The organism is Streptomyces sp. NPDC006296 (assembly GCF_040613235.1).
Lineage (GTDB): Bacteria > Actinomycetota > Actinomycetes > Streptomycetales > Streptomycetaceae > Streptomyces.
This window is the reverse complement of the sequence record NZ_JBEXRT010000036.1, coordinates 21,130-31,216: the sequence shown is the minus strand read 5'-3', so window position 1 is coordinate 31,216 and position 10,087 is coordinate 21,130. Positions and strand designations below refer to the sequence as shown.

Sequence of the window (10,087 nt, the reverse complement as noted above, 5' to 3'; positions counted from 1 at the left end):
GCCGGCGGCACCGCGGTGCCGCCGGCGGACGACTCCCCGCACCCATCACATCGACGACGAGCCGGCCTCCCCTGGGGGACCGGCTCGTGAGGAGGCAGAGACATGAGCATCGCTCTCGTGCGCAACCCGGGCGACGGCCAGGACTTCCGCTACTACGACAACGTCATCGAGCAGGTGGCGACCAACGCCGAGACCGGTGGAGCAGTCAGCGTCATGCGACTGACCGTGGGCCGCGCGGACGCGCCCCCACTGCACACCCACAGCCGGGAGGACGAGAGCTGGGTGGTCCTCTCCGGCCGCGTCCGGTTCTGGGTCGGATCGACCTCACTCGACGCGTGCGAGGTGCACGACGCCGAACCGGGCGCCTACATCCACGTGTCGCGACTGGTCCCCCACACCTTCCAGACCATCACACCGACCGCAGAGGTCCTCGTCATCAACAACCCCGGGGCCATCGAAGGCCTCTTCCACGCGGTGGGGCCCGCCGACGCGCGAGCCGACGCCGAGCACACCGACCTCGCGTCGGCCTACGGGATCGTCAACCACGACAACCCTCCCCCCGCCCAGGACCCGGACCACAGCCAGGAGAGGACACCATGAGCAACGACCTCGAGAACAAGGTTCTCGCCTACCTTCAGGCGCTGGAGCAGGCCGACTGGGCAGCCGCACGCGCCCTGTGCGACGGGACCGCCACCGTCTGGCACAACGACGGCAAGGGCGACGAAACGCTTGAGCAGTACTTCGAGGGGCTGAAGAAGCAGATCGGCCTCTACCGATCGATCCACTACGACATCATCCGTCGGTTCTCCCGGCCCGGCGGAGTGCTCCAGCAGCACGTGGTCCGCGTCATCACGAAGACCGGCGAGCGCGGCGGGGTGCACGCCGCGGTCCACTTCGCCTTCGACGATGCCGGACTGATCACCCGCATCGAGGCGTACGCCCACTACATCCCCGAGGGCCCGACCAGTTGAGCCGACGGCCGGCTCGCCCTCATCCCTGCGAACGGGGGCACAGGAGGTCGGCAAAGCGGGCGCCGTCGGGCGGATCAGGGCCGCGCCCGACGGCGCTCAGGCGCCCATGCCGCGCAGGGTCTGCTGCAGACCGGAGCCGATCTTGTCCATGGTGGCCGCGTAGGCCTCCGGCATGTCGACGTCGAGCCGGTCGGCCAGCACGAAGACCCACCAGAGGCATTCGGCGAGCTTGTGCCGCAGTTCGGCATCCACGTCACCGTCGATGCCCCAGGTGTGTTCGGCGGCCAGCACCAGACGACCCACGTACGCGGCGTCCTGGGTGAATCCGAGCGCGAGTTCCGGCAGTGTCCAGGTCCGGCCCAGCACGCGCTGTTCGATCTTCTCGTACAGGGCCCGGACCTCGAGGGCCTTGTCGTCGGCCTCGACGAGTCCGGCCCGGTCGTCGTGAGCAGGTGTGTGGTTCATGGTGCTTCCTCTCGGGTGGTTGTGTACGTCATCCATGACGCTAGAGGCAGATGCGGACGTTTTTGGTCCTGGTTGGTCGCCGCCATGGTCGGGGTCGGTCGGCAGACGGGTGACGTTCGCCGTGCGCCGGCGGGCTGACCGGCCGGCGGGCCGGCGGGATTCTGGTCGGACCGCTCGCCCGCACCTCCGGTTCGCCGCGTCAGCGGGTGGGCTCGGCGCTCAGTTCGAATGCGGCGCGGTCGGACTCGACTCCGTTGATCTGCAGGGAGATCGCGTGCTGTCCGGGGTAATAGCGGCGTGTCGTGATCGGCCGGAACGAGTGCTCCCGGGTGACCTGGATCTGTTCGCCCGGTGTGAGGGTGCGGGTGGTGAGTTTGAAGGTCTTGCCGCTCTGTGTTCCGTTGGCCTTGCGGTGGTGCACGACGTAGTCGATCGCGAGGCGGGCCTGCACATCGCCGATGTTGCGGATGGACGCGGTGAAGCGGACCGTTCCGCCGAACGGGACGGTGTCTCTGTCCAGACGGGGCCCGTCGACCTCCAGGGCCGCGGAGGCGAAGCCGAGCAGTTCCAGGGCTCCGGGGTGGCCGCGCTTGACGAGGGTGCGCAGCCCGTGGCGCACCAGGCGCTCGGTGGTGGCCTCGGGATGGTCCAGCCAGCGGCGGGCCGTGTCGAGGACGATCTCGGGGTGGTCGCGGCTGAGGTCGTTGAGGTGGTTGGCGACCGAGCGGCGCACGTACTCGCTCTCGTCGCGGTAGAGGGCGTCCAGGATCGGGACGGTCGCTGCGGGGCGCGCGAGGATGTCCGGCACCCGTACCGACCAGGGAAGGTAGGGACGGGTGCCTTCGGAGGCGAGCCTGCGCACGTCGGCTTCGGGCGAGCCGGTCCAGCCGCCGGTGATGATGCCGAGGGCCCGGTCGAGGTCGTGGCGGAGCAGGGTCCGGACGGCGAACTCCGAGGACAGACGCCCGGTGAGGCTCGCGAGCAGTTCCATCGCGTCGTCGAAGGCCGCCGGTTCGTCCTCCTGGACGGCGCGGGTGGCCAGGGCGCTGGTGACCGGCCAGATCAGCCAGCCGGTGAACTGCGCGTCCTCGCGGGCGATGCGGACGGTGCCCGCCAGATCGGCGTAGTCACCCGGAAGGTCCGCGAGCAGGGCATCGCGCAGCAGATCGGCACGCTCGCGGAGGGACAGTGCGTCGATCTGCCGGGGCGCCGCGCGCAGTGCCGTGAGAGCGGCCTGCGGGGCGGCGGCCCGGATCGTGCGGGTGAGACTCCGGACGGTGTGGCGACCGATGAGTTCGTCGGCGAAGGGCATGGGTGTGTCCTCACCTGAGGTACTGCAGCGCGGTGGTGATCTGCCAGTCGACGCTGTCGTGGTCGATCGTGGCGTGCACGGGGGAGTCCGCCATCTCGCCGGTGATGCCGGCCGCGCCGGCACGGGCGTGGAGCAGGCTGTCGTAGGCGACGATGTCGATGATGCGTCCGTCGTCGGTCTCGACCATACGTCGCCAGAGGAATCCGGGCCGGCGTCGGAGGTAGGCGTTGATGTCGGCGTTCGCCTCGACGAAGTCCTGGACGGTGTGGCCCGCGGCGGGGCGCAGGGTGGTGATTTCGAGTGTCTCGGCCATGATGTGTTCCGTTCTCGTCGCGCGGTGTCGTTCGGCGGGTCAGCGGACGAAGGCCTCGGCGGTCAGGCCGTTGATGGTGGTGTCGCCCTGCTGGAAACCGACCATGGACTCGATCATCCGGTGCGGGTAGTCGAGGCTCGGCGCCGTGAGCTTGTCGAGTGCGGTGATGTTCTCTTCGGAGAGCGTGACGTCCGCTGAGGCCAGGTTGGCGACCAGCTGCTCGTGTGTACGGGCGCCGATGAGTGTGGAGGTCACCTCGGAGCGCAGGCGGACCCAGGCGAGCGCCACGGCGGCGACGGTCGTGCCGAGGTTCTGGGCGATCTCTTCGAGGGCGTCGAGGAGGGTGAAGGTGGATTCGCTCAGGTAGGCGGCGGCGTAGGCGGTGCGCCCGGAACCGGCGACCTCGGTGGCGGTGCGGGAGTACTTGCCGGACAGGGTGCCGCTGGCCAGCGGGCTCCACGGTGTGATGCCGAGTCCGAAGCGGCGGGCGGCGCCGAAGGTCTCCCCCTCCACGCCGCGGGCGAGCAGGGAGTACTCCACCTGGAGGGCGGCGATGGCCTCCCAGTCGCGCAGCCGGGCGGTGGTGGCGGCCTCCGCCACCCACCAGGCCGGCACGTTGGACAGCCCGATGGCGTGGATCTTCCCGGCGCGGACCAGGTCGGTCAGGGTGGAGAGGGTCTCTTCCATCGGGGTGTGCCGGTCCCACTGGTGCATCCAGTACAGGTCGATGTAGTCGGTGTTCAAGCGGCGCAGGGAGGCGTCGAGCTGGGCGCGGATCGCCTTGCGGCCGGCTCCGCCGGAGTTCGGGTCGTCGGCCGCCATGCTGCCGCCGAACTTCGTCGCCAGGACGACGCGGTCGCGGGCTCCGGGACGCCGGCCGAAGTAGCGGCCCAGGGTCTCCTCGGATGCGCCCTTGTTGTACATGTTGGCGGTGTCGACGAAGTTGCCGCCGGCGTCGCGGTAGTGGTCGAGGAGCGCGAACGAGGCTTCGGGGGCGGAGCCCCAGCTGCCGTCGTCGAAGTTCATCGCGCCGAAGGCCAGGGGGCTGACGCGCAGACCGGAGCGGCCGAGGGTGCGGTACGAGGTGAGAGACATGATGTTCCTTCTCGGGTTCTTGAAGAGGGGTGAGCGGTGGGGTGCGGGCACCACCCTCGCTGACGGGGCGGTGAAGAGGGAGGCTGTGTGAGGGTGGGTGTCCCGCACCCGGGCAAGGGTCCGGACCTGTGGGAACACCCCCCTGCACCGCTGGGACGTTCGGGTGGCCGGCTTCCCGCGGTGTCGCGCCCGGCCTGGGGCGGGCCGGCCCCGGCCTCATGCTGATCTCTTTCCGTGGTGCCTGTGCGGCGTGGTACGAGTGGGGGGTGTACGGCTGTCAGGCGTGCGGTGGGCCCATGGCCGTGAGGTAGGTGAGGGCCTGGGCGCTGCGGCCGCCCGGAGCGGGGGTTCCGATCAGCAGTCGCTGCCCCGGGGCGGCCGGTGTGCTGACGATGCGGTAGCTGAGCTCGATGCGCCCGGCAGCGGGGTGGACGACGGTCCCGTACGCGCGATCGAGTGCGGTTGCCGCGTCGCGCACGCAGGGGCTGGTGACGTCGGTCCCTCGGGGCGACAGTTCAGCAAGGAGGTCCCCGATCTCCGCGTCGTCCGGCAGCGCAAGGGCATTGCGGCGCAAGGCGTGCAGGGAGGCGGTCACGGCCAGGGGCCACTGGGCGAAGTAGGTCTTGGCCTGCGGACGGGTGAACAGGGTCCGGATCAGGTTCGGTTCGCGGCCGTCGCTCTCGGCACCGTCGGTGAGGGGGGCCAGCAGGGCCTGTGCCGGGGCGTTGGCCGCCAGGATGTCGAAGCACGGGCTCAGCACATAGGCCGCTGCCCGAGGGGATGTCGCCAGCATCCGGAGGAAGGGTGGTGGCACTCGCTCGCGTGTGCTGTCGGGGCGCAGATTCGGGTTGAGTCCGGCGAGACGGAACAAGTGGGCGCGCGCGTCCGGCGCCAGTTGCAGGGCCCGGCCGAGGGCTTCGACCGTCCGGGGCGTGGGATTCCGTTCGCGGCCCTGCTCAAGCCGGCTGTAGCGGTCGGCGCTGACTCCCGACAGGACGGACACCTCCTGCCGGCGCAGTCCCCGGACCCGGCGGGTGCGACCGCCGGCACCGAGACCGACGTCCGCGGGCATCAGCCGGGAGCGCGAGGTCCGCAGGAACTCCCCCAGCGGGTTGCCCGGTGACCGCGCGCCGTTGCCGCCGGTGCGCACGGAGCCCGGGGGCGGCGTGGCCGGTACCTGCATGCGCATCTGCGTTCCTTCCCGGCGCGGCGCACCCCGACCGGGCGGGCCCGCCGACGGGCATCAGGCGGCGGGCTGTGCCTTGAGGTGGTAGCGGGTGTCGCCGGTGAAGTCGATGGTGACCTCCCGCCGGGTGAAGGACCACGTGCCGTCGCGCCGCGCGAAGCGGTCGTGGTACCGGCCGCCCGCCACCATCTGCAGCGGCAGGAGGCCGGGCACCGACTGGAGGATGTTGTAGTAGGAGCGCGCGACGGCACTGCCGTCGTCCTCGTCCACCTCGATGAGGATGTTCGTGGTGATGTGCCGGGTGCGCAGCGTCCCGTCGTCGTGGACGACGAGCATCGATCCGATCAGGTCCTCGATGGCCTTCGCACCACGGAGACTCACCTCACCGGAGACGAAGTCGGCCTCGTCGAAGAGTGCGCCGAATCCTGCGAAGTCGCCCTCGTCCACGAGGTGTGAGTACCGGGCGATGAGGTTCTCGATCTGCCGTGCGCTGGAGAGGGAGACAGAAGACATGGCAGTGGCCTTTCAGCGGAGATCGTGCCTGCCCCGTCCGGGCGGGCACCCTGAGTCTCTCTCCGCTGCGCCGGGCCAGGAAGGACGTGTGAGCCTGGGTGTGCCACACCCAGGCTCAGCGGTCCGGCCGGGCTTGATCAGCGCATCGCGGGCCGCGGGAGGGAGCGGGACCTCTGAGCCCTCGGTGCCGCGCGCTCGGCACCTCCGGAGCAGAGGCGCCCCCGCCGCGCAGGGACGGTGGGCCCGTGACAGCGCGGCGGGGGCGTGGCCGGTTTTCCCGGTAGGTGGTTCAGAGGAGGGCGAGTTCGGCGGTGAGCCTCTCCACCGGCTGGTAGGTGAGTCCGACGAGTGCCGTGTGCTTCCAGGCGATCCGTCCGCCGGGGGCGATCAGGAACACCGAGCGGCGCACGCCGACGCCGGGCACCGCGATGCCGAACAGCCTGGCCACCTCACGATCCGGGTCGCTGAGCAGGGGCAGACGGAGGTCGTTGTTGCGGGCGAACTCCTCGTGGCTGTCGACGCCTTGAGGGCTGATGCCCCAGACCTCCGCGCCCAGATCGGTGAACTGCTCAAGACCGCTGGAGTAGGAGCACAACTGCTTGGTGCAGACACCTGAGCTGTCCTGGGGATAGAAGGCGAGCACCAGAGGGTGCTGGCGCGCGGTGGTGAACGTATAGGTCTCCCGGGTGAACTCGTCTCCCTTCAGCACGCCTCCGAGGAGGCCGAATTCAGGTGCCAGGTTGCCTGTGGCGATCGGGCCGGCCATAGGTGTCTCCTTGTTCGGGGTCACACGACGCGTACGGATCGCCCGGACGGGCCGTGTGGCGGTGGTTCGAGGTACGGGATGTGAGTGGGCGGAGGGGCAGTGGGGTTGCGTGAGCGGTCTTCCGTCGGTCGGCGGGGAGCCGTGTCGGCATGCCGGATCACGCCGGTCACCGTGTCGTGGCGGGTGAGCACGGCGGCGTGCGGCGCGTTGGCCCCGGTGATGTGCACACGGTCGCGCTCGGCCATGAAGCGCTGGGCGACCGGGGGCAGGGCGCGGTCCTGGCGGCGCCGGGTACCAGGAGGGGATGCCCCGCCGGGCGACATCGGTGACGGCCTCTTCCGGGGCCGCGGCAGCAGTCGGCCGCTGCACGGCGGCAGGGCTGCTGGCCCTGCGCGCGGACAGGGAACCGGCGGACACGTCGCGGTAGGTGTCGGGCGTGATGGACACGTCCATGCCGCTCGCGCCGTGGCCCACGTCCGAGGAGACGGGGTTCAGCGCGTCGGGGGCGGGGCGGGAGCCCGGAGCCCTGGCGGCCGGGGCGCCCGGCGTCACGCCCTTGGCCGGGGCGAACGCGGCGACGTGGACCAGTGCCTTCATGTGGGATTCCTGGGCGGCCGACTAGCTGATGACCGTGCTGTCGCAGGCGTGTCCGACCGGGACCACGGGGTCGTCGATGCTCTCGATGCGGCTCTTGACGTGGGCGGCGTACGGGGCGAGCCCGCGCAGGGGGTCGGCGGGCACCTGCACAGAACAGCCCTGGGTCTGCAGCCGGTCGGTCGCCGGGGCCCAGCCGGAGGAGCCGGCCCGGGCGCCGTGCACGAGCTCCTCGGTCGGCTCGGCGGCCGCGTACGGTGCGGTGCCGGCAACCGAAGCGGTCTCCGGCCCCGCACCGGACGCGCCGCCGGCGAGAACCGGCACCGCGGCGCCGGCCAGGGCGGCGGCGTCACGAGCGGCCGGAGCCCGACGCGAACGGCGCGCGGGCCGGCTGTGGTGACAGGACATGGGGGCGCCTTCTTCGCATCAATGGCAGGAGGAAGCTCACAGCCCATACGAGACAGAACGTTCTCTCCGAACTGGACCGTAGCGCGCACCGCCCCGGCGGTCAACGTGACGAGCGGCCCGGGAGAGGCCGCTCCGCACACCTGACCGCAGACCGCCGTTCCGGCAGATGGCGCAGGGCGGTCGGGACCGGGCGACACGGGGCACACTCGGGGAAGAACGATCGTTCCCGTACAGTGGGGGTGGTGAACGCGTCCCGCTCCCCTGCGGCAGCGCCTCCGGCCCGTACCGGGCTCCTGGGCGGAAGGGCGCAGAGCCCGACAGCACCGGCCGCGCCGTCGCCCCTTTCCGCCGTTCGCCCACCAGTCAGTAGGTCGGAATATGCAGCAAGCGCAGAACGAACTCGGCGCCTTCCTACGGGCGAACCGTGCCCGCACCGAGCCGACCGACGTCGGCCTGCCGGCCGGTGGCGGCAGCCGCCGGGTGAAGGGTCTGCGCCGGGAGGAAGTAGCCGTCCTGGCCGGGGTGAGCGCCGACTACTACGCGCGCCTGGAGCAGGGGCGTGAACGCAATCCGTCCCCGCAGGTCATCGACGCCGTCGGGCGGGCCATGCGGCTGACGCCGGATGCGCGCACCCACCTCTTCCGGCTGGCGGGCCTGCACCCGGCGCTCACCTCGGCCGCGGACCGCGACCTGGTCCACCCCTCCCTGCTGCACCTGCTGGACGCCTTCCCCGCGGCCGCCGCCTACGTGCTGAGCCCCGCCTTCGACATCCTGGCGAAGAACGCCGTCGCCGCGGTGCTCCTCGCCCCCTTCGACGGCACCTCGAACATGGTCCGCGTGCTGTTCCACCACCCCCGTGCGCGCGAGGTCTTCGTCGAATGGCCGACGGTAGCGCGCGCCACCGTGCAGGCCCTGCGACTGCACGCGGGCCGGTTTCCCGACGGCCCGGCCATCACCGATCTCGTGTCCGAACTGTCCGCGACATCAGCGGAGTTCCGGGAACTGTGGCAGGACAACGCAGTGGAGAACATGGCTCGTGCGTTCAAGGTGTTCGTGCTCCCCGAGATCGGCCGCGTGGAACTGACCTACCAGACCTTCGACGTCCACGACGCCCCCGGGCAGCAGCTCCTGGTCGGCGTCCCCGAGCCCGGCAGCGCCAGCGCCGCGGCCATCGAATCCCTCAGGACACCGGCCGGGCAGGGCGCGAGCACGGCATGACGCCCCACCCGCACGGGACCGCCGGGACTGCGGCCTGCCGTCCCGAGCGCAGGCTGCAGGCAATCGCGGCACCCTTGGCACCCCTGGCACCCCTGGCACCCGAGTAGGTTCGTTCCGTGATCACTACATCCGCCCGGCTGCTGCGCCTGGTCTCCCTGCTCTCGTCCAGGCCCACCTGGACGAACGCGGAGCTGGCCCGGCACCTGGACGTCACCGAGCGCACGGTACGCCGGGACATCGACCGGCTGCGCGAGCTCGGCTACGGCGTCGAGTCGGTCCCGGGCCCCGGCGGCGGATACCGCTTCGGCGCGGGCAACCGGATGCCACCGCTGAACCTGGACGACGACGAGGTGTTCGCCGTGGCCATGGCGCTGCGGGAGGCGGCGCAGGGCGCGGCACTCGGCGCCGATCCGGCTGCCCTGTCAGCCCTGCTGAAGCTGCGTCAGATCCTGCCCGCCCGGATGGCGAAGCGTCTGGAGAGCCTGGACGCGACCGTCGAACACACCGCACGCTGCGAGACCCCGAGGGCCCCGGCGGATGTGCTGTTGCTACTGGCCTCCCTGTGCCGGGCGTCCGAGCGCGCCACGCTGACCTACCGCGACGCACAGGGCACCACCACGGTCCGGTGCGTCGACCCGTACCGCCTGGTCCACACCGGCGTCCACTGGTACTTCGTGGCCCGCGACGTCGAACATGCCACCTGGCGGACCTTCCGTGCCGACCGGGTGGTCGACGTCGAGTCCACCGGCGAGGCGGTCGACCTGGGCGACGCCCCGGATGCGGCCCAGCTGGTCTCCGACACCATCACCCGCACCGGCTACCCCTTCTTCGCCCGCGTGCGGCTCCCGCTGTCCTTCGACGACTCCCGTCGTCTGGTGGCCCCGATCGTCGCCACCCACGAACCCGACGGGCCGGACCACACCCTCATCACCATCGGCGGATCCGAACCCGACCAACTCGCCGGCTACCTGCTCAGCCTGCGCACACCGCTGGAGGTGCTGTCCCCCGACTCCGTCCGCGAAGCTCTGCTCGCCCGCCTCGACGTCCTCTACCGCGGCAACGAAGTGTCCCGTCCGGGCCCCGGCGAAACGCCGTAACGACCCGCCGGGCGAATCCATCGACCCGCGGAAAACCAGGACCGAAGCTGTCCGGATCTGCTCCTAGGCTGCATACGAGGCCCCCGCTGCAGAGCGTCGAAGCGCTCGGCCGGGTCCTTCCCTTCAGCGTTCTTCCCACAGGAGCACAC

13 protein-coding genes are annotated in these 10,087 nt (G+C 71.1%); 5 read left to right on the top strand and 8 right to left on the bottom strand.

What is annotated here, in order from left to right; translation table 11 throughout:
* The first annotated feature begins 102 nt into the window (after positions 1-102).
* Together ABZ172_RS23065 and ABZ172_RS23060 are read left to right on the top strand one after the other, a co-directional pair.
* On the top strand, positions 103-600 hold the full coding sequence (locus tag ABZ172_RS23065) for a cupin domain-containing protein (RefSeq protein WP_356885902.1): 498 nt from the start codon (positions 103-105) through the stop codon (positions 598-600).
* A complete protein-coding gene (locus ABZ172_RS23060; protein ID WP_356885900.1) occupies positions 597-971 on the top strand; it encodes a nuclear transport factor 2 family protein in 375 nt (124 codons plus the stop codon). The genes ABZ172_RS23065 and ABZ172_RS23060 overlap by 4 nt, the downstream gene beginning before the upstream one ends.
* A gap of 96 nt (positions 972-1,067) precedes the next feature.
* On the opposite strand, the gene ABZ172_RS23055 is transcribed toward ABZ172_RS23060, so the two are convergent.
* From ABZ172_RS23055 to ABZ172_RS23025, 7 genes are all read right to left on the bottom strand, one after another.
* Positions 1,068-1,436, bottom strand: coding sequence for a hypothetical protein (locus tag ABZ172_RS23055; RefSeq protein WP_356885898.1), 369 nt, complete (start codon positions 1,434-1,436; stop codon positions 1,068-1,070).
* Positions 1,437-1,635: 199 nt separating this feature from the next.
* On the bottom strand, positions 1,636-2,748 hold the full coding sequence (locus ABZ172_RS23050) for a DNA alkylation repair protein (protein ID WP_356885896.1): 1,113 nt from the start codon (positions 2,746-2,748) through the stop codon (positions 1,636-1,638).
* 10 nt (positions 2,749-2,758) lie between these two features.
* Complete coding sequence (locus ABZ172_RS23045) at positions 2,759-3,061, bottom strand: hypothetical protein (protein WP_356885894.1); 303 nt, start codon at positions 3,059-3,061, stop codon at positions 2,759-2,761.
* Positions 3,062-3,100: 39 nt separating this feature from the next.
* Positions 3,101-4,156, bottom strand: a complete 1,056-nt coding sequence (locus ABZ172_RS23040; RefSeq protein ID WP_356885892.1) for an aldo/keto reductase — start codon at positions 4,154-4,156, stop codon at positions 3,101-3,103.
* A gap of 277 nt (positions 4,157-4,433) precedes the next feature.
* The gene (locus ABZ172_RS23035; RefSeq protein WP_356885890.1) at positions 4,434-5,345 is read right to left on the bottom strand and encodes a helix-turn-helix transcriptional regulator; all 912 of its coding nucleotides are present in this window, start codon (positions 5,343-5,345) and stop codon (positions 4,434-4,436) included.
* A 54-nt stretch (positions 5,346-5,399) separates the two neighbouring features.
* Positions 5,400-5,855 carry a nuclear transport factor 2 family protein gene (locus ABZ172_RS23030; protein ID WP_356885888.1) on the bottom strand — a complete coding sequence of 152 codons (456 nt, stop codon included), beginning with the start codon at positions 5,853-5,855 and terminating at the stop codon, positions 5,400-5,402.
* Between the two features lie 289 nt (positions 5,856-6,144).
* Positions 6,145-6,621, bottom strand: a complete 477-nt coding sequence (locus tag ABZ172_RS23025; RefSeq protein WP_356885886.1) for a peroxiredoxin — start codon at positions 6,619-6,621, stop codon at positions 6,145-6,147.
* 436 nt (positions 6,622-7,057) lie between these two features.
* Here ABZ172_RS23025 and ABZ172_RS23020 point away from each other — a divergent pair, with 436 nt between their 5' ends.
* On the top strand, positions 7,058-7,243 hold the full coding sequence (locus ABZ172_RS23020) for a hypothetical protein (protein WP_356885884.1): 186 nt from the start codon (positions 7,058-7,060) through the stop codon (positions 7,241-7,243).
* Here ABZ172_RS23020 and ABZ172_RS23015 read toward each other — a convergent pair.
* Positions 7,240-7,623, bottom strand: coding sequence for a hypothetical protein (locus ABZ172_RS23015; protein WP_356885882.1), 384 nt, complete (start codon positions 7,621-7,623; stop codon positions 7,240-7,242). The genes ABZ172_RS23020 and ABZ172_RS23015 overlap by 4 nt on opposite strands.
* A 378-nt stretch (positions 7,624-8,001) precedes the next feature.
* On the opposite strand from ABZ172_RS23015, the gene ABZ172_RS23010 reads away from it, so the two are divergent.
* Positions 8,002-8,841: a helix-turn-helix transcriptional regulator gene (locus tag ABZ172_RS23010; protein ID WP_356885880.1), complete on the top strand. Its 840-nt coding sequence runs from the start codon at positions 8,002-8,004 to the stop codon at positions 8,839-8,841.
* A 116-nt stretch (positions 8,842-8,957) separates the two neighbouring features.
* Complete coding sequence (locus ABZ172_RS23005; protein WP_356885878.1) at positions 8,958-9,938, top strand: WYL domain-containing protein; 981 nt, start codon at positions 8,958-8,960, stop codon at positions 9,936-9,938.
* The last annotated feature ends 149 nt before the right edge of the window (positions 9,939-10,087 follow it).

What these genes read in the sequence shown, in the direction of transcription:
- ABZ172_RS23065 (WP_356885902.1), top strand. Translation starts at nt 103, where the DNA reads ATGAGCATCGCTCTCGTGCGCAACCCGGGCGACGGCCAGGACTTCCGC.
- ABZ172_RS23060 (WP_356885900.1), top strand. Translation starts at nt 597, where the DNA reads ATGAGCAACGACCTCGAGAACAAGGTTCTCGCCTACCTTCAGGCGCTG.
- ABZ172_RS23055 (WP_356885898.1), bottom strand. Translation starts at nt 1,436, where the DNA reads ATGAACCACACACCTGCTCACGACGACCGGGCCGGACTCGTCGAGGCC.
- ABZ172_RS23050 (WP_356885896.1), bottom strand. Translation starts at nt 2,748, where the DNA reads ATGCCCTTCGCCGACGAACTCATCGGTCGCCACACCGTCCGGAGTCTC.
- ABZ172_RS23045 (WP_356885894.1), bottom strand. Translation starts at nt 3,061, where the DNA reads ATGGCCGAGACACTCGAAATCACCACCCTGCGCCCCGCCGCGGGCCAC.
- ABZ172_RS23040 (WP_356885892.1), bottom strand. Translation starts at nt 4,156, where the DNA reads ATGTCTCTCACCTCGTACCGCACCCTCGGCCGCTCCGGTCTGCGCGTC.
- ABZ172_RS23035 (WP_356885890.1), bottom strand. Translation starts at nt 5,345, where the DNA reads ATGCGCATGCAGGTACCGGCCACGCCGCCCCCGGGCTCCGTGCGCACC.
- ABZ172_RS23030 (WP_356885888.1), bottom strand. Translation starts at nt 5,855, where the DNA reads ATGTCTTCTGTCTCCCTCTCCAGCGCACGGCAGATCGAGAACCTCATC.
- ABZ172_RS23025 (WP_356885886.1), bottom strand. Translation starts at nt 6,621, where the DNA reads ATGGCCGGCCCGATCGCCACAGGCAACCTGGCACCTGAATTCGGCCTC.
- ABZ172_RS23015 (WP_356885882.1), bottom strand. Translation starts at nt 7,623, where the DNA reads ATGTCCTGTCACCACAGCCGGCCCGCGCGCCGTTCGCGTCGGGCTCCG.
- ABZ172_RS23010 (WP_356885880.1), top strand. Translation starts at nt 8,002, where the DNA reads ATGCAGCAAGCGCAGAACGAACTCGGCGCCTTCCTACGGGCGAACCGT.